Genomic DNA, 22379 nt, shown 5'->3' with positions numbered 1-22379 from the left:
CCGACGACGACTCAGACAGCCTATTATTATGACGTTTCTTCCTTCCAAATGATCATATTCTTATGCTACATCTGACAGAAAAGAGAATATCACGAAATACTATCGCAAAAACCCTGGATGGCTTCCGGAACAGCTCCTTTCTAAATCGGCTTCAATCGCCCGCCTGTTAATGAGAGAACACCGAGGCTCCGTTTTTTTTTCAGACTTGCTGGCAGAGGCACTCTGGAAAACGTGACTCTGAAGAAAAGTATGGACATCCGGAATATTGCTATTATCGCTCACGTCGACCACGGCAAAACCACCCTCGTTGACGGAATCCTCAAGGCCACAGGGCAGATCAACCAGAAAGAAGATCGCGAACGGGTCATGGACAGTATGGACCTCGAACGAGAACGAGGGATTACGATCCGGGCCAAAAATGCCTCGGTTTTTTACCAGGGGAATAAAATTAACATCATCGACACACCGGGCCACGCCGATTTCGGCGGCGAGGTGGAGCGAGTGCTCGGCATGGCGGACTGCTGTCTGTTGCTGGTCGACGCCGTCGAAGGGCCGATGCCGCAAACCCGTTTTGTGCTCGATAAATCCCTGCGCATGGGACATCGCCCCATTCTTGTTATCAATAAAATCGACCGTGATTTTGCCGCTCCCGATAAGGTGATCGATAAGGTTTTCGATCTCTTTGACGAGCTGGGTGCCACGCCCGAGCAGATGGACTTCCCCATCGTGTACTGTTCGGCAAAGTCCGGCTTCGCATCGACGGAGCTGGCACGGGCCGGCAAAGAGGATAAGGATCTGCTGCCGCTGATCGACGTCATTGTAAAACATGTTCCCGTCGCTTCGGGCAACGCCGACGGCGCCTTGCAGATGCAGGTAATGAACCTCGACTATGACGACTACATGGGGCGCGTCGGTATCGGACGCATTTTCCGGGGCACGATTCGTAAGAACCAGGCCGTGGAGTGCGCCGGCGAGGGTGGAACAAAGAAAGGCAAGATTACCAAAATCCTCGGTTTTGAGGGGATGGATCGCATTGAGCTGCAGGAGGCCGTAGCCGGCGATATCGTTGGCATCACCGGTCTTGAAGAACTGGCCATCGGCGATACGATTGGCGCCGAGGGGAACGTCGAGATGCGTGCTCCGATTCGCGTCGATGAACCGACCGTTTCAATGTTCTTCCTTGTTAACGATTCGCCTTTTGCCGGTAAAGAGGGCAAATTCGTAACGACACGCCAGATTCGCGATCGTCTGTTTCGCGAAACGCTGACGAACGTCGCCATGCGCGTGCTTGAAGATCCGGAGCGCAAGGACCGATTTCAGGTGCAGGGACGCGGAGATCTTCATCTTTCTGTACTCGTCGAAACGATGCGTCGTGAAGGCTACGAGCTTCAGGTGTCGCGCCCCGAAGTGATCTTGAAGAAGGATGAGCAGGGACGCCGCACCGAACCGTATGAGCAGCTCATCATCGACCTTCCCGAAGAATTCAGCGGTACGATCATTCAGGAACTGAATCGTCGTAAAGGCGAGATGGTCGCCATGGAAACGTCCGTTCACGGAACGACGCGTATCGAATACGTCATTCCTACGCGTGGCTTGATCGGCTTTCGCAGCTTCCTTATTACGGAAAGCCGCGGCAGCGCCGCCGTAACATCGGTATTCTTAAAATATGATCTCTATGCCGGTCCGATTCAGGGACGTAAGAACGGCGCCCTGATCTCTATGGAGCAGGGTGTGGCCGTGCCGTATGCGCTTTGGGCGATCCAGGAACGCGGCGTTCTTTTTGTGCCTCCCGGTATTCAGGTCTACAAAGGCATGGTTCTCGGCGAATGCTCGCGAGAGAACGATCTTGAAGTGAATCCGTGCAAAGAAAAGAAGCTCACGAACGTGCGCGCAAGCGGCTCGGACGAGGCTGTCCGTCTTGTTCCTCCGCGTCAGCTAACGCTCGAACAGTGTATTGAATTCATTGATGACGACGAGCTGGTGGAGATCACGCCGAAAAGCCTTCGCATTCGTAAGAAGTTCCTCGATCCGAACGAACGAAAGAAGATGGCGAAGGCCGCAGCTCTTTAAACCGAGGGAATGACGCAGACAGGATTTGACATCGCCGAAGAGAGCTCCGGGCTCGATCCTCTTCTTGAGGGCACGGGTTATGTGCCGACGAAGGAGAGCTCCGATCGTATTCGAATGCAAATCCCGTCTTTGCCGTCGCACCTTCATCCGGTCAGAGATTTCGTCTACAGACTCTGCCTGCAGCATGGCTGTTCGCGTTCCGATGCCTTTGATATGAAGCTGATCGCCGGCGAGGCCCTGACCAATATCATGAAGCATGCCTACGGCGGTCGACCCGACGGGGCGATATTCATCGATCTGCTATTCTTCCGTACGTTTGTTGAAATGCGTTTTCGCGACTTTGCTCCCGTAAAAAATGATAAACTGACCGGGAAGGATTTGAGCGAGTACAGGCAGGATGGTCTGGGCCTCTACCTGATTACCTCGTTGTCGGATTATCATTATTTCGATCGCAGTCGCGGAACGTTGCTCGTCGTCAAAAAGAGGTTCCAATCATGATCTTTGAACTTCCCGATCTGAAGATTCGCAATCCCTATCTATCGCTTGCCATCGAAGATGCCGTCGCCGAATACTGCGGCGCAAAGTATCGGAACCTCGGCATGCGCGGTTTTATCAGATTCTGGTCGAATTCGTATACGATCGTGCTCGGCCGAACATGTGATGCTCGCAAGAACATCAGCCCCGAGTTTCTCGAACAGTTCCGCCCGACGATGGATCCACGAACCTGGAGGCGGCATCCGATGATCGCCCGCCGCGTATCGGGTGGCGGAACGGTGCTGCACGGTCCGGGTAACGTGAACTTCAGCTTCTTCCTGCCCGTCGAGCATCATCCCGACCTGTATGCTGTGCGGCATTCATACGAGGTCTTCCTCGGCATGGTGACGCGAAGCCTGGAGGCCCAGGGCATCGAGTGCGGAGTACGCGGACTGTCCGATATCGTTATGGATCCGCATGGCTTGCAGAAGAAGATCTCGGGAAACGCGCAATTCCGTAAATACGGCATGATCGTCCATCATGGCACGCTGCTTGTGCAGAAGGATATCATCTCGTTTATTTCGCGGTTTCTCAATCATCCGCCCGCCGAGCCCGAGTACAGAAAGAACCGATCGCATGATGAATTCCTCATGCATCTTCCCGATACGTTCGATCTTTCGGGCTTCTACAATTCGCTGCTTTCGCACTTCAAGTCTTACACGGGAACAGAATCGACGCTCTGCCCGGAGCCGATCCGGCATGAAATTATTCGTAGAGCGCGACAGAAAACGCGTACCATGTACTCTTCGCCTGACTGGATCCTTGAAGGGCATCCCGCTATGGCCGGAGCAGGGCAGGCATGATTATCGAATGAGGACTATTCCGCAAAGAAACGAACAGGCCTTTTTTGCGGGATAGCTTGTGCAATCATATTTACGGAAACAGGAGAAGCAGATGTTAAAGCGTTTTTTGAAAGATACCGATCCGGCCGTTTACGACGTGCTCGTAAAAGAGGATGAAAGACAGGAGCATTCGCTCGAGATGATCGCCTCTGAGAACTTCGTCAGCCGCAGCGTTCTTGAGGCCTATTCTTCGACGCTGACGAACAAATACGCCGAGGGTTATCCAGAAAAGCGCTACTACAACGGATGCGAGCAGGCCGATGCCGTCGAGACGCTTGCTATTGATCGTGCGAAGCAGATCTTCGGCGCCTCGTATGCGAACGTCCAGCCCCATTCCGGAGCGCAGGCCAATGCCGCCGTTTTCCTCGCCGCCCTCGAACCCGGTGATACCTTCCTTGGAATGGACCTCTCACACGGAGGACACCTGACGCACGGCTCAAAGGTGAACTTCTCAGGGCGACTGTACAGGCCCGTCTCATACGGTGTGCGTGAATCCGATCATCGCATCGACTACGACGCGCTTCGCAAGCTGGCAAAAGAACATAAGCCGAAGATGATCATCGCCGGTTTCTCGGCATATCCCCGCGTTCTTGAGTTCGATCGTTTTCGTGAGATCGCCGATGAAGTCGGCGCCGTTCTCATGGCCGATATCGCACATATTGCCGGTCTTGTCGCCGTGGGAGAGCATCCGACGCCGGTCGGCGTCGCTCATTATGTGACGACGACGACGCATAAGACGCTGCGCGGACCGCGAGGCGGCCTGATCCTTACCAACGATCTCGATCTCGGCAAAACATTGAACAGCAGGGTTTTTCCGGGAATCCAGGGCGGACCGCTGATGCACGTCATTGCAGCGAAGGCTGTCGCGTTCGGCGAGGCTCTTAAACCCGAGTATAAAGAATACATACTCAGAGTGAAGGCCAACGCAAAGGCCCTCGCCGAAACCTTCCTTTCACGTGGATTCGCCGTCGTCAGCGGCGGAACGGATAATCACCTTGTACTATTGAACGTTTTTTCTCGCGGTCTGACCGGAGCGGTGGCTGCAGATGCGCTGCATCATACGGGTATTACGGCAAATAAGAACACCATCCCCTTTGATCCGAATCCGCCGGCTGTGGCAAGCGGCGTACGCTTTGGTTCACCGGCACTGACGACCCGCGGCCTCGGCGTCGAGGAATTCCGTCGTGTGGGCAACCTGATCTGCGATCTGCTTGAGGCTCCGACAGATGAGGCTAATATCAAAAAAGTAGCGGCAGGCGTGCAGGAACTGTGTCAGGCCTTCCCTATGGAGAGGTTTCGCCTCGACTGATAGTAGAGATTTCGCCAGGATGCAGCGGCTGACATTTGCAAAAACGGGATCGGCCACGAGCGCTGTCCGTAAGCGAATTATGCTTGCACGTCCGGGAACAATGTTAATTTTTATGTAAGGTCCGTGAATGTCGGCAAAGCCGACCTGAGAAAACGGTGCAGCTAAGGAGGCTGGATGGCAAAAAGGTTTCAACCCCCTCGCAGGGAGATAGAAAAACTCCCGCGTATCAACAGGCAGATAACGACGCCGAAGGTGCGCGTGGTCATCGACGGGAAAGGCGTCGATTTAATGGACACAAGGGAGGCCATCCGGCTTGCCGAGGATTCCGGACTTGATCTCGTCGAGGTCTCAGCAGGTCAGGATCCGCCGGTATGCAAAATCATCGATTTTGGAAAATGGCGTTTTGATCAGCAGAAGAAGAAAAAACTTCAGGCGAAGAATCAGCACGTCGTCGAGATCAAAGAAATCAAGTTCAAGCCGAAGATCGGCGATCACGACTACGAGATCAAACGCAAGCGTGCCGTAGAATTCCTCGAAGAGGGCGATAAGGTGAAGGTATCTCTTCGCTTTCGTGGTCGTGAGATCGCTCACCCCGAGATCGGTATGGCGCTGGTGCATCGCTTCCTGAAAGACGTTGAGGGCCTGGCCTCGCCGGAATCTCCTCCGCGTATGGACGGTCGTCAGATCGTCTGTGTAGTCGCTCCGGCTGCTGCCGCAAAAAAGAAGCCCGAGAAATCTGATAAGCCGGCTGAAAAGTATGAAAAGGCAGAAAAAGCGGGACCGGAAAAGGCTCCAGCTGCGCAAAACGATAAAAAAGCGGTTGATCCGGCAGCGCCTGTTCAGAATCTGGACTGATCCTTTACCATTGAGATCTATCGGAATAGAACCATGCCCAAGATTAAAACAAAGCGCTCGGCAGCAAAACGGTTCCGAGTAACGGCAACCGGAAAGGTGAAGAAGGCAGGTGCCTTCAAGAACCACATTCTGACAAAGAAGAGCCCGAAACGACTGCGACGACTGGCGCAGGGCGGCATGATTCATGAAACGAATCTGGCCGAAGTGAAGCGGCTGCTTCCATATTCCTGATAGTGTAACAGGCAGACCATGAGAACGAAGAACGGAATCGTACATCGAAATCGACGCAATCGCGTCCTGAAAGCAACGAAAGGCTTCCGCGGAGCACGGCACCGCCTGTACAGAATTGCGAAAGCAGCTCTGCTTCATGCGGGTCATAACGGCTTCGTAGGTCGTCGTCAGAAGAAGCGAGAAATGCGAAGCCTGTGGATCCTGCGCATCAATGCCGCAGTGCGGCCGCACGGGCTTTCCTACTCTCGATTCGTCAACATGCTTGCGAAAACAGGCGTGCAGTTGAATCGTAAGATGCTTGCAGACCTCGCCTACGTTGATCCGGCCGCTTTTGCAGCGGTTGTTGAAACGGCAAAAAAAGGCTGAGATTCATCAGCTCGATGCGAAGAGGGGCTTTCGGGCCCCTTTTTTGTTTTCCAGATCCGTTTGAATCCCATTACGAAAAAATCTGCTTGTTTCTGGATGACCTGCCGTTAAAGTATTGAAAACCTCTCCTCCCTTTTCGGGAATTTTTGAAGGAGCTGCAATGATTACTCTCGAACAACTCGATGAACTTGAGGGCCGGATTGTCAGAGCTCTTGAGCTGATCGGCGATCTCCGCTCTGAGAACTCACGTCTGGAAACGGAAAATGAGCGACTGCGGAGCGAGCATGACGAGCTGAAGCTTGCCCTTGATGAAAAAGAAAAAACCGTGCAATCGCTGAAGGATCAGCTGGATCGCACCGGCGCCGAGTTGAACGACCTCAAACAGAAAGAAGCCGTGCTTGAGAAACGCATCACCGAGATGCTTTCGCGGCTTTCTGATGTGGAAGGCCGCCCGGGTACTTCGTCCTATTCCGCTCCAGCCACTCCTCGCTCTGAGCCGGCGCCGGTTGCCTCTTTTGCAGCGCCGGCAGCGACCTCTGCACCGGTGGCCACCCCGGCCGCTATTCCCGAAGAAGACGACCTGATCACCATTGAAGATGATGAACCGGCCCCTGTGATTCAGTCCGGCGATGACGAATCGATCGTTCTGCTCGAAGATGAAGATCTGCCTCTTCAGAGAGCAACGCCCGTTCCGCCTGTACCCGAGTCAGTTATCAACGAATCGACTGCTTCAGAAGAGCATGGTTTTACACGGCAGGCCGATTATGAAAGGGCACAGCCCTCTGTTGATGCGGGAGAAGATGAAGATATCATCATCCTCGATGATGAAGACGATGACGTCATCTTCGCCGACGAAGATGAGATCGAAATCATCGAAGAAGCGCCTGCTGCAGTAGCTGTCGCTCCTTCAACGCCGGCAGTGTCCACTGCCGATTTCACTCCGCCGCCCGAAGAAGAGGGCTCGCTGGCCCTTGAAGACGACATCCTGCTCGATGACGATGACGATATCGGCATCTTCGATATGGATGATGACGACGACTTCCTGATCGTAGAAGAGGATACTCGCAACACATGACCTCGGGAAGCGACACGGTTTCGCGGGTGCGGGTCGATATCTACGGAGAGACCTGCACCGTTCGCGGAGACGGGGCCGATCCGGAGTATATTGCCGGGTTGGCTCGCCTTGTCGACGAGCGCATGCGTGATCTGGCTACACAGGCTCCGTCGCTGACACGCGCAAAGCTGGCGACACTTGTGGCTTTAAATCTCGCCGATGAATTGATGCAGGCAAGAGCCGGGCAGCGCGACGATTCAGATCCATCGGCTCCCGATCAGGCTTTGATCGTTCAGAAAACTCGCTACCTCATCGACCTGCTCGACGAAGGCATGGTCGGAGACGGCTTCTGAGAAGCGGGGAACCGCCTTCGCCGTTATTTGAAATTCCCGGGGACCTATTACATAGGTGGGTTCTCTATCGAACGAATCTATCTACTTCGAAAAGCGTGATATCATCGCCCGAACGCGAGATCCCTCTGGAATTCTTTACGGTCCGGAAAAAGCAGCACGAGCGAGGCAGAACCCCGGTCCATATTACAGAGAAAACAGAGAATGTCAAGTGAGCGATGAATTGAGCGCCTCAAAGCGCATGTCTGGCGATGCGAGCGCGGAACCAATCACCAAAGAAGCGGCCCGGCTTTTCGCCGGTAGAATCTGGGCAGAGCTGGACATGCATCGTCGCAGGAATCTCGCCGACCAGGCCGGCGGGTTTGTCAGACGATTTCTTCAAGAGAGAAGCGCCTCCGGACGCGTCTTTCTGACGGCCCCTATCGGCGACGAAATCGATCTGCTTTCCGTTATGAGTGCCTTATCATGCGATCTCTTTCTACCTGTAATTCGCGACAGTTCGATGGATTTTGTCGCCTATCGCGAGGGGCATATCATCGTGCCGCTCCGGCCCGGACGTTTTCAAATTCCTGAGCCGCAGGGAACGCACATCGCCGTACCCGATGCCGGAGATTTGATGTTTGTTCCGTCGCTGGCCTGCAATCGTCATCGTTTTCGGCTGGGCCGCGGAGGCGGTTTTTTCGATCGCTACTTCGCCGAGCATGCACAGGCGAAAAAATGCCGGAAAGTCTCTGCAATGCCCGTCGAATTGATAGAAATTCACTTCCCAGAACAATCACATGATGTAAAACTGGATGAGCTCGTGACCGATACTGGAACGGTGGAATAACGATCATGCCCGAGAACTCTCTCAATGCCATTTCCTGGAACGACGATGAAACCGAGGCTGTCGTTGCCGAAGCCGAGGTGCAATTCCTCGTTTTCCGTTGCGGGAGCGGCCTTTACGGCGTCGATCTTCTGAAAATCCATGAAATCCTGAAGCCGCTGCCGGTAACAAGACTTCCGAACGTCGAAGAAGAGGTGCTTGGCGTCATTAATCTTCGCGGTAACATCATTCCCGTTCTCGACGTACTGAAAACGCTGCGACATGAATACGCTGAGCTGCATCCGACAAGTCGCATCGTCGTCTGCTCGGTGAACGATAAAAGCATGGGATTGTTGGTCGATGCCGTCGTCGAGGTTGTTTCGCTCAAGGAATCGAGCATCGAAGGGGCCGAGCTGCGCGGCTTCTCTCAGGAGTATCTGAGCGGAGTGGGGCGCACGTCGGACTTCATATTCCTCATCTTCAATCTTGCCCTGCTTTTTAAAGATCGTGTGGCCGAATCTGAAGCGAACCTGCTCGAAGAAGGCGGTGAAGTATGAGCGGCAACAAAGAACGATATACAGAACTCTTCCTCGATGAAGCGGCCGAGCATATAGAGAATCTTAACACCAACCTGCTTCTTCTCGAAAAAGACCGTTCCGATCCAGAAATCATCAATGAAATCTTTCGATCGGCTCATACGCTGAAGTCTTCGGCCGCCTTCGTCGGTCTTGACGCCCTTTCGCGACTTGCTCATAAGATGGAAGACCTGTTCCAGAAAGTACGCGAGGGGTCGATCAGCGTAAATACCGATCTGGTTAACCTTCTATTCGCAAGCCTGGACCGTATCAAGCAAGCCGTGGCCGTCATCCAGGCCGGCAATATGCCCGACGACGCCTACTCCGACTTGATCTCGCAGATCGAGCAGTTTCAGGGAGCCGAGAAAAGCGTCCAGCCGACTCAGACCGGTGCGACCGAGAGCGCCGGGGACTCAAAGGCGACCGGGACGGCGAACATTCTTCATGAACAGGAGTCGGTGAAAGAGGCCCCCATCCGCAGCATCCAGCTGACATCTGAGCAGCAGACGGAACTGGCTCGCTCAGCCGGCAAAAAGCCCATCTATCACGGCTACGTTTCCATCGACGAAGACGCGCCGATGAAGAACATGCGCTTTCTTCTGTTACTGAACAAGCTGGCCCGAATCGGCACCGTCTATCTGTCAGAGCCTTCGGCGAAGGCTCTCGAAGAAGGAGCGAGCGTTAACCATCTTCTTTTTATTTATTTCGGAGACGAGAAGAAGGAGAACCTTTTCAAAACGTGTCAGGTGGACATGGTGGAAGAGGTACATCTGACCGAACTTGAGGTGAACGGTGATCAGCAGCATCCGACGGCGCAGATGGCCGTCGATCGCAAGATCGACGTCGGCATGCAGGATACGCATCTTAAAACCCGTAACATCAAAGTATCATCTGAGAAAATCGACTATCTTCTGAATAACGTCGGCGAACTCGTGATTACGAACTCAGGTCTTCTCAAGATATACGAAGATCTGCTCGGCGAGTTCGGCGAGTCGACACTGTTAGGCGAGCTGAAATCCCGCATCGATCAGGCCGGACGTATCGCTCGTGATTTGCAGACGGGAATCATGAAAACTCGCATGATTCCGATCGGCATCGTATTCCAGAGGTTTAACCGTCCCATCCGCGACCTTGCCCTTTCGCTCGGCAAAGACGTGGAGCTTCATATCGAAGGGGAAGATACGGAACTCGATAAGAATATCATCGACGCCCTGAACGATCCTCTGCTGCATCTGATCCGCAATGCGCTCGATCACGGTATTGAGTCGAAAGAGGAGCGAGTCCGCGCCGGGAAAGACGCCATCGGCCATGTGACTCTGAAGGCCTATCAGAGCGGGAACAGTATTTATGTAGAGATCCGGGACGACGGTCGCGGCCTCAACAGGCAGAAGATCCTTGAAAAGGCGATACAGCAAGGGCTGATCGCAGCCGGCTCTTCGCCTTCTGACGACGAGATTTACAGCATGATCTTTCTGCCGGGCTTCTCGACGGCCGTTCAGGTTAGCAATCTCAGCGGACGCGGCGTCGGTATGAATGTCGTGCGTAAGATGGTCGGCGAATTCAAAGGGACCGTGCAGATCCAGAATACGCCCGGGCAGGGCAGCGCCTTCATTCTCACCTTCCCGCTGACGCTGGCCATCATCTCGGCCATCCTTGTACGCATTAAAGACGAGGATTATGCCTTTCCGCTTTCCGATGTCGTCGAAACGATCCGCATTACGAAATCCGAGATCACGCGACTTCAGGGAAAAAGCATTATCAATCTGCGCAACGAGATCGTTCCGGTTTTTCGCCTCGGTCAACTGATGGGCAATCCGGACGGCGAAGAAGACGAAGAGTTTCCCGTCGTTATCGCCAGCGTTTCAGATCGTAAGATCGGCTACATCGTCGATCAGATGATCGGCAAGAAAGAGATCGTCATCAAATCTCTCGAACAGAACTACCGTCGTGTTGACGGACTGATCGGCGCATGTCTCATGGGTGACGGTTCTATCGTCATGGTACTCGACGTGCATAGCCTCATGGAGATCGCAAATCGAACACATGCCGTCGGCGAGATATCGCAGCCCGAGCTTGTGCTCAATGCGATCCGTCGCTATAACGATCGCGTGAAGGAGCTTGCCTGGTCGGGACGCAAACTGCGTCGTCGAGACCAGGCTCCGAAAAATGACCCTCATCCAGGTTCCGTCCTGGAGGCGCCGGTCGTTACTCCCGAAGTGACGCCTTCCACTGTACCGGCCTTACCGACGACGCCAGAGACCGGCATCGATCAGCAAAAGTCGCAGAGCGCTCAGGAGAGCGTCGCCTATACGGCCCGCCCCGAGCCCGCCGAGCCTGTAGTTCAGGATGCTCGCGCGCAGAGAGATGAAAGCTCCACCGTATTGACCCGCCTTGAAGCGGCGCCCGATGTGATCAGCGATGAGCAGGTGCAGAAGTCCATCGAATCTTTTCATCATGAGAAAGAAGAACGCATGGATCAGGGCTTGCGTATCTTTTCTCCGTCCGTCGCTCCGGCGGAGGATCTTGAAGAAGCGGACTATAACCGGCTGTACTCGGTGATCAATACGGGTATGATCAACGGCGGTCTTGTGCTTTCTCAGCTACTCGGAGTTACCGTCGAGGTTACGGTTCCTGAGTTTCAGACGATTCACTACGGCGATCTGCAGAGCTATCTGCCTGATACCGATCTGATCGGCGTTTTCCTCGAAACGGAGGGAGACTTCTATGCCTTGCTCATGCTCGTCTTCGACGAAGAGACGGGCTATAACGCTGCCGGCGAGCTGATGGGGATCTCGGTGCAGGATCGCAACAAGCGATCCATGAATATTGAAGACGTGCAGTCCGTTCTGTCTGAACTCACTAACATCGTCGGATCAAGCCTTCTCAACGAGATGGCGAACCGTACGAGCCTGGCGATCACACCTACCGTGCCGCACTTCGTTCACGGTAAGGCGTCAGATCTTCTGAGCTATATCGATGCGAAAGAAAATCCCGACAGAGATTCGCGGTTCATCTATATCAGTACAGATTTTCTCAGAGAGGACACAGAGCTTCTCGGCCGCATGTTTATGTTGCCGAACCGTCCGGAGCTGATGGATCTTGTGAAGCGAATTCGATGAGTTTCCGTATACTCCTGATAGACGACTCCGCCTTATCGCGACGGATTGTCCGGGACATAGCCGAAGAGCTACCCGGAGTATCGGTAATCGGCGAGGCGGTGAACGGTCGCGAAGGCCTCGAAATGATGGAGAGCCTGAAGCCCGATCTGGCCATCCTTGACGTCGAGATGCCCGTCCTTGACGGCATTCGCGTTCTGGAAGAAAGGAGGGCCCGACGGCTCGAAACGCCCGTTCTCATGCTTTCCGTTCTGACGCGAGAAGGCGCCGATACGACGTTTCGCGCCCTCGAACTCGGTGCCCTGGACTTTGTGCCGAAGCCTTCGGCCCATATGGGCTTCATGGTCGACCAGCTTCAGGCCCTCTTAAAGCAGAAAATCTCTGAACTCATCGCAAGTCGACAGACTGCTACCGTTTCTATCGTTGAGAAGCGGCCGATCGGTCCGGAGCGTCGATTGCAGGATTTTGACCTTGTTCTCATCGGAAGCTCGACGGGCGGACCTCAGTGCCTTCACCGCATCTTTCGCAGGCTACCTGCAGGCTTTCCTTTGCCGATCTGCGTCGTTCAGCATATGCCGCCCGTGTTTACCGCCGCCTTTGCTTCAAGACTTTCGTCGGTCTCAGGAGTCGACGTGTTTGAAGCCGAGCCGGGACGCGAGCTTCATGCAGGGCAGGCCGTTGTTGCCCGAGGCGGAATGCATCTTGCCGTAAAGAAGAACGGCAAGACCCTGATTGTCGATCTCGACGAAAGTCCGCCGATTCATGCCCATCGCCCGTCGATTGACTTCACCGTCCGGAGCGCCCAGAAAGCCCTCGGCGGCAGGATCCTCGGCATCATCATGACCGGAATGGGACGCGACGGAGTGGACGGCCTGCGTGATTTGCATACGGCCGGCGGCCACGTGCTTGCGCAGGATGAGGCGACCAGCATCATTTTTGGTATGAATCGTCGCGCAATTGAAGAAGGTGTGGTGGACCGGGTTCTTTCTGACAGTGGAATTGCCGATTATTTATTGGAGTTGCGGTAGCAGGAAGGAATGACGGTTGTTTTTCTGATCCCGGTATCGAATGGTGTTTTTTTAGTTGCAAGGAATAAGAGCGCCGGTTATTACTTGACCTGGGCGTCAGAAAAAAAGAGAAACTAAGGGTTAACTGGAGATCGTATGGCAAGAATCCTCGTAGTGGACGATGCAAAATTCATGAGAACGCTGGTCAAAGACGCCCTTTCGTCCCAGGGCCATGTGATTGTGGGCGAGGCGGAGAACGGCAATCAGGCGGTCACGATGTATGATTCGTTGAAACCTGATCTCGTAACCATGGACATCACCATGCGCGAAAAAGACGGTCTCGAAGCCGCCTCTGAGATCCTCAAAAAAGATCCGAATGCGCGTATTATCATGGTAACGGCTCTCGGGCAGGAAGATCTGCTGGCTCGAGCTATCAAAATGGGTGTGAAAGATTTCGTCGTGAAACCGTTCCCACCGGAAAGACTGCAGCAGGCCGCTCAAAAAGCCCTGTCCTGATCGCGCACAGCTGTCGTGGAAGAAACGAATTCAGAAGGACAGCTTACGTCCGACGACGTCACCGATGAAGAGTTTATCGTACGCTGGGTGGGCCCTTCCGGCGAGGAAGAAGGCCCGCTGTACGTGCTCTGGCAGCTCATTGAATCCTATCGCATCGACATCTTTGATATCTCCATTCATCGCATCACCGAGGATTTTCTTGGCTTTATAGACCGGGCCAGGTCCCTACGCATGGAGCTTGCCTCTTCTTTTGCACTGATGGCGTCACGCCTTGTTTATTACAAAAGCAGGGCGCTTCTGCCCGATCCCGGCTTCGAAGAGCCCGAAAACGAATCGCGTCTGCCGCCTGAGCTGATCGAGCAGCTGCTCGAATATCGCCGCTTCCAGCTTGCGGCCGAGGCCTTTCGCGAGATGGAAGACCTGACCGCCTTCATGCTGACAAGACCGCCGGTAACAGAAGCCGCTCCGGCGCCGGCCGAAGAGCAGATCCTTGACGTCGTAGATCTTGTCGAGGCCTACCTGAAACTGATGCGACGAATCGAGAAAGCGAACGAGCCCGAAGCCTTCATGGAAATCGTTGGCGAAGAGATGGCCGTCGAGGATCGCATGGCCCGCATTCGAGAGCTTCTTGCCGGAGCCGACGGATTCGATTTCTTCGATCTCTTCGAGAATCTTGCCGTCAGCCGGATGCTTATCGTCGTCACCGTGCTTGCGATTCTGGAGCTGGCGCGTTTGAGAGAGCTTGTCGTCGTTCAGAACGAAACCTTCTCTGAGATTCGTATCTTTCGTCGCTCGGCCGTCGTCAGCTAACCAGAATCCGGCTGGCATGCATACAGCTGGCATCCAGACCGATCCCATTGAGCGCGTTTCTGCCTATTCAAGCGGCCTCGTAAATTCTATACCGGATTCTCGCTCAATAAGGTCGGTCGAAAAATAGCTGCGACGCAGATGTTCGGCAAAGCGCCGCTCCATAAAGACGTTCCGCCTGTGTGCAGAGCTGTAGGCGCCCGTAATATTTGAGGCGTAGAATATCAGTCCGATTATCCCCGTAACGATGGAGCCCGTATGGGGACGATCTGCGGATCGCTCGAGATCGTAGAGATAGGCCGTCCCGCCGACAAAAGTCAGATTCCAGAAAAAGGCCATCGTCGCATCGCTGTAATGTTCGGTGTAGGCCTGTCCGGCGCCTGGAAGAACGGCCGATAGGCTGGCGGCAAGCCAGGGCGACTTTCGCGACACCAGCTGATGCTGGCGCAGATCCTCGGCGAGCATCAGTGACCTCTTGCCCGTTGCATCGTCGATGCGGCCGAGTTCGGAGTAATAGAGCACGGCGTCGTCAAAGCGGCGCAGATCAAGGATCTCTGCTCCGCGTAGGAATTGCATGCGACGGTATTCGGCTTCGCCCGAACGATTTGAACCTGTCTTTGTCCCGTTGCGAGTTTCGAACGACTCAATGATCGGTCGGGCCAGATCATAGCGTTGCAGGCGGAAGGCGGCATACACCGAAAGATAGGAGTACGTGAAGCCGGCATCGGGCTGGGGACGATAGAGCAGGCTTTCGAGCATCCGCTCATCCTCACGGCGCAGCGAACTCAGGAACAATCGGCTTGCCGACTGTTCATCGGGAATCATGCGATAGAGATGAAGATAATGCAGATGAGCGCTTTCATAGTCACGTCGCGTATAATAGGCGTCGCCAGTTTTCTTAAAGTAATCGTTCGAAATAAGAATCGTGCTTTCGGGAGCGGCAACCAAGGTTGCAGGTTTTACAAAGCTGAAGAGAACAAACAGCAGAAACGGGCTGGGCTTTTTAAATCGAGTGAACGCCTGTCGACTCATTGGTATGTAGCTCTCTTATTCGTATCATCGGCGATAGCCGAAATGAATCGTGTTCTCTTTTTTTTTGAATCTGACACCTGTATCACCACTTTTCTTCTTGATCTTTACGTGAGCGTATCCCTTGATAGGTCAGGACCGATTTTGAAGTTTTTCGCCGCTCCGGCGGTGCATAATAAAAACATAAAGAAGACTTCATAAATCTCAAAGGTCGGTCCGGAGGTTCAACATGCGAAAGCTTGGGTATTTTGCCCTTGTGGCCCTCTTCTGCGCCGCTCATGGCGTCGAGGCGGTTACCTACAAACTTTTTGTCCACGGTCGTTCGGGCGAAAATCACTGTCAAACCCTCTCCACGGTCAACGATGGAACATCTGACCATAACAACTACTGGGGCGGCGCCGTAACGGGGCTCACCAATGTTCGTTATGTCGGTTTCGACGGCACGAAGTCGGGCGGAGCGTACAGCTGGTCTACCTGCGGAGCGCAGAAACAGCTGCATGATGCCGTTCGCGTCTTCTGCACAGGTTCGAATTCGTGTGAGATCTACACGCATTCGACCGGTGGTCTTGTCGCCGCTGCCTACTTCGGTCAGAATAATCCGTCGGGCGTGAATATCAGTCGTATCCAGCTGCTGGCAAGTGCTGCCGGTGGATCAGAGCTTGCGGATTTCTCTACAAGCTACCTGGCATGGCTGGGTTTTGACACGCTTGGCGGTGCGCTCGACCAATCCGTGAGCACAAACGGGGCCCGGCTTGGCTTTAACCACAATAACTCCAACGGTCGTACGTACTATACGACTTCAGGAGAAGGTTCGGATTACCTGAACGTGACCAGCCCGCTGCTTCCTGGAAAGGATGACGGCGTTCTTGCAAACCACTCGCTGTGCAACATCAACCAGGTTGCCGACGTGGGGGTATCCTGCTCGCGCGGAAACGGTCGTCTGACCGAGTCCTATGCGTGTGGATTCCTCTGGCTGAGTACATGTTACAAGTACCACTACCGCTGGACTCCGTACTATACGGTGTATCAGGGTGGAGGATCTCATTCGCATTCCGATGCGAAGGCCGACTATAACCGTCGATGATCCGTCGGCCGCCTTCGGGCGGCCTTTTTCTTCAGAACCGCTTCAAAAAAGAAGAGTGTACGGTTCTTGTGGTGACGGTAAGAGTTATACAATACAGCTCATGGCCTGAATCCGGTCAGGGTCCGCTCGCGGTCCCTCTCAGACAATCACGTAAAAAAAAATATTGGAGGTTACTAATGCGAAAACTCGGGTTCATTACCCTTGCGGCGCTGCTTTTCGCCGCGCACGGAGTGGAGGCGGTTAACTATCGTCTTTTCGTGCACGGACGTTCAGGCAAAAGCCATTGCCAGTCTCTGGCGACGGTGAATGACGGAAGGTCCGATCATAACAATTACTGGGGCGGAGCCGTAACGGGCCTGTCTGACGTTCGGTACGTCGGTTTCGACGGAACGAAGTCGGGCGGCGCTTACAGCTGGTCCTCATGCGGAGCGCAGAAGCAGCTGCATGATGCAATCCGTGTGTTCTGCACGGGCTCGAATACGTGCGAGATCTACACGCATTCGACGGGAGGCCTGGTCGCAGCCGCTTACTTCGGCCAGAATAATCCGTCGGGCGTGAATATCAGCCGTATTCAGCTTCTGGCTAACGCATCGGGCGGTTCGGAGCTTGCAGACATCTCGACGACATATCTGGGATGGCTCGGTTTCGATACGCTTGGCGGCGAGCTCGATCAGTCCGTGAGCACGCGCGGAGCCCGTCTGGGTTTCAACCACAACAATTCCAACGGTCGCACGCTTTACACGACGTCGGGAGAAGGATCGGATTACCTCAAGTTAACCAGTCCTTTCTTGCCAGGCAGGGATGATGGAGTTCTGGCGAACCATTCGCTGTGTAACATCAACCAGGTTGCCGACGTGGACACATCGTGTACTCGTGGAAACGGTCGCCTCAGCGAAACCTATCGTTGCGGCTTCCTGTGGCTGAAGACATGTACGAAGTACCATTACCGATGGACGCCGTACTACACCGTTTACCAGGGTGGCGGGTCTCATTCGCATTCCGATGCGAAGAAGGATTACGGACGTCGGTAAATACCGGCAGGCCGGCGAAAGCCGGCCTTTTTTCTGATAGTTGGAATAAAGTATGAACCAGAAACGCATTTTCGTCGCATTAATAATCACCGTTGCCGTTGCTTTAGTCGCGGTAATTCTTTTGCTCTTGAGAGAACCCGGCCCTTCAAAGCTTGAAGAGGCCGAGATCGCTTCGCCGAAAGATCCGACGCTTACGCCGGTGGGCGAAGACGGCCAGCTTCTTCTTGTAAACGAAGATCCTGGAGAAACGTTGAATCGATACGTTCAGTGGGCGCAGTATCCGCCCGACTCGCGGCCGCTTTTCGACTGGCAGAAGGATCTTATTGAGCCCTATAAAATTGTAGCACAACCGCTTCCGGTCATCAAGACGCCTGCCCGGGACTGTACGCAGGACGAGAACGGAATGCCCGTCTGTAAAGAACCGCCGGAATTCCTGAACGTCAAATGTGATATGAATTCCGAATCCTCGGTTTCGGTGGGCACGGGGGATCATCGTGTCTTTCTCTTCTGCGTGGATGAAAAAGGCGAGCGTGTGAAGCTCGATAATCTGAAGACGCGAGTTTATCGTATCTTTGACCGCAAAGAGATCGGGACGTTACCCGCCATCCATGCGGCCGACGACGGATCGGGCGGCGACGATAAAGAAGGCGATCTCATGTACACGGTCACCGTGCGACCGACAAAGGCCGACTGGGGCGATATGTTTGTGGAAGCCACTTTCAACGTGGCGGGCAAAGAACACAATCAGCGCGTGGGCTGGTTCAGCACGCCCCATGTCGTCGCCGAATTCCAGCAGGGAATCACCGATCACAATGAAGACGGTCATCTTGTCGTGCGCGTGCCGATACAGATTCATAAGGCTGGCTATTACCTGATCGAGGCCAATCTGCAGGAGAAGAATGATCCGAATCGTTTTCTTGCCACCGCCAGCTTAGAAGGCAAGTTCGAGCCCGGCCGCCAGGTCGTCGCTCTGCGTTTCTTCGGAAAGATCCTGCGTGATCAGGGCGTGGACGGTCCGTATGTCGTGCGTCAGCTGCGTGCGCGAAGAAATAACTCCCCGGTAACGCCCGATATGGTGCAGCGTTCGATTGAAACGGGCGAAGAGGTCTCAGGTGATCATACAGAGCCTCTATGGGAGTTCGTTCGCATGGCCGCACCGCACGAAACGCAGGAATACGAGGCCTCTCAATTCGGTAAAGAGGAATGGAACTCTGACGAGAAACGCCGCCGCATTGAATTTCTCGAGAAAATGGTACGGGAGCAGGGATGATGAAGCGGCTGATTCTGCTCGGCGTGATTCTGATGGGTGTGAATCTTACGATGAGCTGTCGCGTTTTGATACCACGGGAGCATCGAGAATCGACGGCTACCTGGAACGGAGATACGCAGCTTGTCGAGGGGCTCAGCCGGTATAAGGCCCGACTCTCGTGGAATCCGCTCAGTCAGGAGATGATTGTCGGTCCGGCGACGACTGAGATCCTCGTCTATGCAATGAAGCCGGCCTCTCTTTCGTTATCCGAAGCGAAGCAGATCGGCAAAAGCCCCGGACGGATTCTGCCGTCCGGGTTAGTCGTATCTGGAACAAGCGTCTATTATCTTGTTGAAGAGGACGGTCTGCGCACGCTTTTTGTCGTCGACATGAACGGCGGACAGCCGCAGTCCCTTTTAAGCGGCGAGATCCTGGCCATCAGCGCCTCTGAGCGTACGCTGGCCGTGTTTGGCCTTCTGTCGGGTCGCACGGTTGTGTGGGTTTCCGGGCTTGATGAGAGCGGTCGGCTTAAAGCGAGGCTTGAAGGATCATATGAGGTTCCGGGCAGTTCAAGCACGCCACTCTTTCGCTTTATGAAAGACCGACTTTACGTTAAAAGCGCCGGCTCGGTCTATCTCTTTGACGCAGACGGAGCGCGGGGGCGTGCCACAACGTTCCCTGCCTGCTTCTATGCCATCGACGTGGATAAAGGCCTCTCCCCTGACGGGCGCCTGTTCTCAAGGTCGGCGGACGACGAGCTGAGAGTTATCCAGGCCGATCCGTTTTACCCGAATTCACGCATGACGGATCGCATCGACGACGACAGAGGATGCTAACGGGCCGGCACTCCGTACACGATGCCGGCGCCCTTTTCCACCGTGCGATACGTGAGGCCGGATAGAAACAGGATGCTGATCAGATACATGATGCGAAAGATCATAGCGTTCCGGCCCTTGATGGCAAAAACCGCAAAGAGAAAGCAGGCAAGGCTTGTAAGAAGAAGCGATTCCGCCGCCTGCTCATGAGCATCCAGCACCTCAACGGCGACACGGCCTTCCAGTTCTTCGCGATCCACGGAGCCCGTGTACATGGCCGCATAGATAAAGCCCGAGAGCAGCAATGACAGAAGAGGCGCCACCACCCACGCCTTCTCAGAGATTGTCTTCTTGAAGACGGCAACGGCAAGCAGTATCATCACAGGCGGCATCACAAAGGCCAGAGCAACAGGCAGATGAACAAGGGCGGGATGAAGCGACATGCGTCCAGGATCGAAGATCAACTTACAGGGAAAAGTGGAAAATGGAAGGAGGGAGGCGGCTTGAGGCTGTTATGCGGCCCGGTTGCATAAGGGGATAGTAATATTGAGCGGGAATGGGGAGATAACAGGAGTATGAACGCGACATAATAAAATTATTGGAACATTCGGCTTTGTTGCGCAAAAAAGGCTTGTACTGAGCGGCCTTGGCGACATAACGATATTATGAGCGCATTGCGGATAAAGGGAAAGCAAGATCCAAAGGTTCCCTATCGAGTTCTGAACTGGAGAGATTACAACAGAGGGCTCGTTAAGCGAGGGGATCTCTGTCTCTGGATAGAGGATGGAATTGAGGATCGCTGGTATTCCGTGGAAACACCGAATCGCCGGGGAAGAAGAGATAAATACTCTGATGCTGCTATTGAATGTGTTCTCGTTTTGAAGAGTCTCTTCGGGCTGCCTCTACGGCAAACAACGGGGCTGCTGGCATCGCTTTTCAAGCTCTCCGGATTGGATCTGGAAGTACCGGATTACAGTCGAATCTCACGCAGACAGGGTCGGCTCTCCCCTTCTATCAAATTGCCGAAGGGAATCCGATCAAAACCAATTCATCTTGTACTCGACGGAACGGGGCTCAAGGTTTTCGGCGAAGGCGAATGGAAAGTTCGCGAGCACGGTGCGGGGAAACGAAGGACATGGCGCAAGCTTCATCTTGCCATTGATGCAGGTAGCGGACAGATACTGACTGCGTTACTAACCCAGCGTGATACTCACGATGCGGAGCCCGCACCCGATATCATTCGATCACTCGTAAAGCAAGGCTATGACATAAAGGATTTTCGCGGGGATGGAGCGTACGATGCTCATAGAGTGTTTCTGACATGCTTGCAGCATGGAATCAAAGCCATTATTCCAAGCAGGGAAGGAGCCATTCTATCAAGCGAAAAATACGAGAATGCCATGGATAATACCTGGCCACGCGATGAAATCGTGAAAAGAATTCGGGAAATCGGAAAAGGAGGTTGGAAGACAGAGAGCGGATATTTCAAACGATCACTTGTAGAAATGGCAATCTATCGCTACAAGCGAACGTTCGGTGACCGCCTGAGCGCTCGTAACCTTGAGAATCAGCGAGTAGAGGTCACATTGCGGGCCTCTATGCTTAATAAAATGATCAAGACGGCTAAACCGAAGTCAGAGAAGCGGATCAGGTAATAAACGTTCTGGAATTGAAATCCGGGAGGCTATTGGCTCGGATAATCTTTGCGCAACAAAGCCGGAACACTCGTTATGTGAAAATAATGAGATTATGTCGCGCTCCCTCAATTGAGACGAAAGGTTTCCCCGCCCGCCGCATCCAGCCCGAGACGGCTTGTTCCAATCCTCCGCTTTGCCTATCGATGATCACTCTCTCCCAAACGCCGAACGCAGCTGCCGTAAAAAGTACTTGTCTGATGTTCCGGCTGCGTAGAATCTGATGCGACATAAAAAAGCGGCCCGCATCGGGCTGTTCGGGGTTACATTGCTATGAAGAAAAAACAGGTGGAGTCTGAGAAGCTCCTGCCGTCCGATGAATCGCAGATACATGAGGCGACGGAAAAGGCCGTTCAGCTTGCAGAGCGAGAAGTGGAAGAGCACGAATCAGAAGATCAGCTTGAGATTCCGATTCAGTCCGACTCAGATGCCGGACTGCCGTCTCACCGCGAGCTTACGGCAGAGGAGATGGACTTCTATAGAGGTCTGATCGAGGCCGTGCTTTTCGTAAGCCCCGAGCCGATCTCTGTGACGGCGCTGGCCCGTCAGTGTAACCTGGACCGCACCAATACGCGCATCCTTGTCGATTCGCTCGTCGATGACTATACCGAGCGCGGAGGCGGGATTACCCTGCGTGAGGTAGCCGGCGGATACCGTTTTCTTACCTCTGAGGCCTATTCGGGCGCCCTTTCGGGTGTCTTTGCCGATCGCCGGCCCGAACGTCTGTCACGTTCGGTGATCGAGACGCTGGCCATCGTGGCGTATCGTCAGCCCATTACGCTGCCCGAGATCGAAGAGGTGCGCGGAGTGAACAGCAGGGCTATGATTGCGACCCTCTTACAGAAGAAGCTTGTGAAGCCGCAGGGCTATCGTCCCGTGCCGGGGCGTCCGACCCTTTATGTGACGACTCGTCAGTTCCTGATGCGTTTTCATCTGAATACGCTTGCCGATCTGCCGCCGTTGCGAGATCTCAAAGAACTGCCGTTCGGAGACGCCGACCGCATCGACGATATCTCTCTTGATTGACAGAACGCCCTGTG

Annotated in this window: 22 protein-coding genes and 1 pseudogene; 21 read left to right on the top strand and 2 right to left on the bottom strand. The window is 54.1% G+C overall.

The features are described 5' to 3' along the window. Nucleotides 1-249 precede the first annotated feature (249 nt). The 15 genes and pseudogenes from typA (at nucleotide 250) to LEPIL_RS10280 (ending at nucleotide 14440) form a co-directional block, all read left to right on the top strand. A complete protein-coding gene (gene typA, locus LEPIL_RS10350; protein ID WP_040918640.1) occupies nucleotides 250-2070 on the top strand; it encodes a translational GTPase TypA in 1821 nt (606 codons plus the stop codon). A 9-nt stretch (nucleotides 2071-2079) separates the two neighbouring features. Beyond that, nucleotides 2080-2568 carry an ATP-binding protein gene (locus tag LEPIL_RS10345; RefSeq protein ID WP_002772410.1) on the top strand — a complete coding sequence of 163 codons (489 nt, stop codon included), beginning with the start codon at nucleotides 2080-2082 and terminating at the stop codon, nucleotides 2566-2568. Further along, the gene (locus LEPIL_RS10340; protein ID WP_002772409.1) at nucleotides 2565-3407 is read left to right on the top strand and encodes a lipoate--protein ligase family protein; all 843 of its coding nucleotides are present in this window, start codon (nucleotides 2565-2567) and stop codon (nucleotides 3405-3407) included. The genes LEPIL_RS10345 and LEPIL_RS10340 overlap by 4 nt, the downstream gene beginning before the upstream one ends. Nucleotides 3408-3498: 91 nt before the next feature. Then, nucleotides 3499-4755 (top strand): serine hydroxymethyltransferase, encoded by a 1257-nt coding sequence (gene glyA / locus LEPIL_RS10335; RefSeq protein WP_002772407.1) that lies wholly within the window; start codon nucleotides 3499-3501, stop codon nucleotides 4753-4755. A 174-nt stretch (nucleotides 4756-4929) separates the two neighbouring features. Next, nucleotides 4930-5460 (top strand): annotated as a pseudogene (gene infC, locus LEPIL_RS10330) (translation initiation factor IF-3); the annotation flags it as partial. A gap of 183 nt (nucleotides 5461-5643) precedes the next feature. Then, nucleotides 5644-5841 (top strand): 50S ribosomal protein L35, encoded by a 198-nt coding sequence (gene rpmI, locus LEPIL_RS10325; protein ID WP_002772405.1) that lies wholly within the window; start codon nucleotides 5644-5646, stop codon nucleotides 5839-5841. Between the two features lie 18 nt (nucleotides 5842-5859). Beyond that, a complete protein-coding gene (rplT, locus tag LEPIL_RS10320) occupies nucleotides 5860-6207 on the top strand; it encodes a 50S ribosomal protein L20 (protein WP_002772402.1) in 348 nt (115 codons plus the stop codon). 160 nt (nucleotides 6208-6367) lie between these two features. Beyond that, a complete protein-coding gene (locus LEPIL_RS10315) occupies nucleotides 6368-7282 on the top strand; it encodes a cell division protein ZapB (RefSeq protein WP_002772401.1) in 915 nt (304 codons plus the stop codon). Next, nucleotides 7279-7614: a cell division protein ZapA gene (locus LEPIL_RS10310; protein ID WP_002772400.1), complete on the top strand. Its 336-nt coding sequence runs from the start codon at nucleotides 7279-7281 to the stop codon at nucleotides 7612-7614. Before LEPIL_RS10315 ends, LEPIL_RS10310 begins: the two co-directional genes overlap by 4 nt. Before the next feature lie 208 nt (nucleotides 7615-7822). Beyond that, nucleotides 7823-8440, top strand: coding sequence for a 5-formyltetrahydrofolate cyclo-ligase (locus LEPIL_RS10305; protein ID WP_143464802.1), 618 nt, complete (start codon nucleotides 7823-7825; stop codon nucleotides 8438-8440). Between the two features lie 5 nt (nucleotides 8441-8445). After that, the gene (locus LEPIL_RS22005) at nucleotides 8446-8973 is read left to right on the top strand and encodes a chemotaxis protein CheW (protein WP_002772396.1); all 528 of its coding nucleotides are present in this window, start codon (nucleotides 8446-8448) and stop codon (nucleotides 8971-8973) included. Next, nucleotides 8970-12110: a chemotaxis protein CheW gene (locus LEPIL_RS10295; protein WP_002772394.1), complete on the top strand. Its 3141-nt coding sequence runs from the start codon at nucleotides 8970-8972 to the stop codon at nucleotides 12108-12110. The genes LEPIL_RS22005 and LEPIL_RS10295 overlap by 4 nt, the downstream gene beginning before the upstream one ends. Beyond that, on the top strand, nucleotides 12107-13135 hold the full coding sequence (gene cheB, locus LEPIL_RS10290; protein WP_002772393.1) for a chemotaxis-specific protein-glutamate methyltransferase CheB: 1029 nt from the start codon (nucleotides 12107-12109) through the stop codon (nucleotides 13133-13135). The genes LEPIL_RS10295 and cheB overlap by 4 nt, the downstream gene beginning before the upstream one ends. A 135-nt stretch (nucleotides 13136-13270) precedes the next feature. Further along, nucleotides 13271-13630 carry a response regulator gene (locus LEPIL_RS10285; protein ID WP_002772392.1) on the top strand — a complete coding sequence of 120 codons (360 nt, stop codon included), beginning with the start codon at nucleotides 13271-13273 and terminating at the stop codon, nucleotides 13628-13630. Nucleotides 13631-13645: 15 nt separating this feature from the next. Next, nucleotides 13646-14440: a segregation and condensation protein A gene (locus tag LEPIL_RS10280; protein ID WP_002772391.1), complete on the top strand. Its 795-nt coding sequence runs from the start codon at nucleotides 13646-13648 to the stop codon at nucleotides 14438-14440. 63 nt (nucleotides 14441-14503) lie between these two features. Here LEPIL_RS10280 and LEPIL_RS10275 read toward each other — a convergent pair whose 3' ends face one another. After that, entirely contained in the window at nucleotides 14504-15469 is a 966-nt protein-coding gene (locus LEPIL_RS10275; RefSeq protein ID WP_002772390.1) for a DUF5683 domain-containing protein, read from the bottom strand. Nucleotides 15470-15695: 226 nt separating this feature from the next. On the opposite strand from LEPIL_RS10275, the gene LEPIL_RS22000 reads away from it, so the two are divergent. From LEPIL_RS22000 to LEPIL_RS10250, 4 genes are all read left to right on the top strand, one after another. Then, entirely contained in the window at nucleotides 15696-16550 is an 855-nt protein-coding gene (locus LEPIL_RS22000) for a hypothetical protein (RefSeq protein ID WP_002772388.1), read from the top strand. Between the two features lie 176 nt (nucleotides 16551-16726). Continuing rightward, on the top strand, nucleotides 16727-17581 hold the full coding sequence (locus tag LEPIL_RS10260; RefSeq protein WP_002772387.1) for a hypothetical protein: 855 nt from the start codon (nucleotides 16727-16729) through the stop codon (nucleotides 17579-17581). Nucleotides 17582-17633: 52 nt separating this feature from the next. Continuing rightward, nucleotides 17634-18851, top strand: coding sequence for a hypothetical protein (locus tag LEPIL_RS10255; protein ID WP_002772386.1), 1218 nt, complete (start codon nucleotides 17634-17636; stop codon nucleotides 18849-18851). Next, nucleotides 18851-19666 (top strand): TolB-like translocation protein, encoded by an 816-nt coding sequence (locus LEPIL_RS10250; protein WP_143464803.1) that lies wholly within the window; start codon nucleotides 18851-18853, stop codon nucleotides 19664-19666. The genes LEPIL_RS10255 and LEPIL_RS10250 overlap by 1 nt, the downstream gene beginning before the upstream one ends. Here the strand turns inward: LEPIL_RS10250 and LEPIL_RS10245 are convergent. Then, nucleotides 19663-20088, bottom strand: a complete 426-nt coding sequence (locus LEPIL_RS10245) for a hypothetical protein (protein WP_002772384.1) — start codon at nucleotides 20086-20088, stop codon at nucleotides 19663-19665. The genes LEPIL_RS10250 and LEPIL_RS10245 overlap by 4 nt on opposite strands. Nucleotides 20089-20310: 222 nt before the next feature. Between LEPIL_RS10245 and LEPIL_RS10240 the strand changes: the two genes are divergently transcribed. Both LEPIL_RS10240 and scpB read left to right on the top strand, forming a co-directional pair. Beyond that, entirely contained in the window at nucleotides 20311-21300 is a 990-nt protein-coding gene (locus tag LEPIL_RS10240) for an IS5-like element ISLil3 family transposase (RefSeq protein WP_002772154.1), read from the top strand. A 507-nt stretch (nucleotides 21301-21807) separates the two neighbouring features. Continuing rightward, complete coding sequence (gene scpB / locus LEPIL_RS10235) at nucleotides 21808-22365, top strand: SMC-Scp complex subunit ScpB (RefSeq protein ID WP_040920103.1); 558 nt, start codon at nucleotides 21808-21810, stop codon at nucleotides 22363-22365. Nucleotides 22366-22379: the final 14 nt, after the last annotated feature.

Source organism: Leptonema illini DSM 21528, assembly GCF_000243335.1.
Classification (GTDB): Bacteria; Spirochaetota; Leptospiria; order Leptospirales; family Leptonemataceae; genus Leptonema; species Leptonema illini.
Note: the sequence above shows the minus strand (reverse complement) of the source record. Positions and strands in the feature narration are given on the sequence as shown.

Excerpts from the sequence above, each read along its gene's own strand:
- typA (WP_040918640.1), top strand. The coding sequence starts at position 250 with ATGGACATCCGGAATATTGCTATTATCGCTCACGTCGACCACGGCAAA.
- LEPIL_RS10345 (WP_002772410.1), top strand. The coding sequence starts at position 2,080 with ATGACGCAGACAGGATTTGACATCGCCGAAGAGAGCTCCGGGCTCGAT.
- LEPIL_RS10340 (WP_002772409.1), top strand. The coding sequence starts at position 2,565 with ATGATCTTTGAACTTCCCGATCTGAAGATTCGCAATCCCTATCTATCG.
- glyA (WP_002772407.1), top strand. The coding sequence starts at position 3,499 with ATGTTAAAGCGTTTTTTGAAAGATACCGATCCGGCCGTTTACGACGTG.
- rpmI (WP_002772405.1), top strand. The coding sequence starts at position 5,644 with ATGCCCAAGATTAAAACAAAGCGCTCGGCAGCAAAACGGTTCCGAGTA.
- rplT (WP_002772402.1), top strand. The coding sequence starts at position 5,860 with ATGAGAACGAAGAACGGAATCGTACATCGAAATCGACGCAATCGCGTC.
- LEPIL_RS10315 (WP_002772401.1), top strand. The coding sequence starts at position 6,368 with ATGATTACTCTCGAACAACTCGATGAACTTGAGGGCCGGATTGTCAGA.
- LEPIL_RS10310 (WP_002772400.1), top strand. The coding sequence starts at position 7,279 with ATGACCTCGGGAAGCGACACGGTTTCGCGGGTGCGGGTCGATATCTAC.
- LEPIL_RS22005 (WP_002772396.1), top strand. The coding sequence starts at position 8,446 with ATGCCCGAGAACTCTCTCAATGCCATTTCCTGGAACGACGATGAAACC.
- LEPIL_RS10295 (WP_002772394.1), top strand. The coding sequence starts at position 8,970 with ATGAGCGGCAACAAAGAACGATATACAGAACTCTTCCTCGATGAAGCG.
- cheB (WP_002772393.1), top strand. The coding sequence starts at position 12,107 with ATGAGTTTCCGTATACTCCTGATAGACGACTCCGCCTTATCGCGACGG.
- LEPIL_RS10285 (WP_002772392.1), top strand. The coding sequence starts at position 13,271 with ATGGCAAGAATCCTCGTAGTGGACGATGCAAAATTCATGAGAACGCTG.
- LEPIL_RS10275 (WP_002772390.1), bottom strand. The coding sequence starts at position 15,469 with ATGAGTCGACAGGCGTTCACTCGATTTAAAAAGCCCAGCCCGTTTCTG.
- LEPIL_RS22000 (WP_002772388.1), top strand. The coding sequence starts at position 15,696 with ATGCGAAAGCTTGGGTATTTTGCCCTTGTGGCCCTCTTCTGCGCCGCT.
- LEPIL_RS10260 (WP_002772387.1), top strand. The coding sequence starts at position 16,727 with ATGCGAAAACTCGGGTTCATTACCCTTGCGGCGCTGCTTTTCGCCGCG.
- LEPIL_RS10255 (WP_002772386.1), top strand. The coding sequence starts at position 17,634 with ATGAACCAGAAACGCATTTTCGTCGCATTAATAATCACCGTTGCCGTT.
- LEPIL_RS10250 (WP_143464803.1), top strand. The coding sequence starts at position 18,851 with ATGAAGCGGCTGATTCTGCTCGGCGTGATTCTGATGGGTGTGAATCTT.
- LEPIL_RS10245 (WP_002772384.1), bottom strand. The coding sequence starts at position 20,088 with ATGTCGCTTCATCCCGCCCTTGTTCATCTGCCTGTTGCTCTGGCCTTT.
- LEPIL_RS10240 (WP_002772154.1), top strand. The coding sequence starts at position 20,311 with ATGAGCGCATTGCGGATAAAGGGAAAGCAAGATCCAAAGGTTCCCTAT.
- scpB (WP_040920103.1), top strand. The coding sequence starts at position 21,808 with ATGGACTTCTATAGAGGTCTGATCGAGGCCGTGCTTTTCGTAAGCCCC.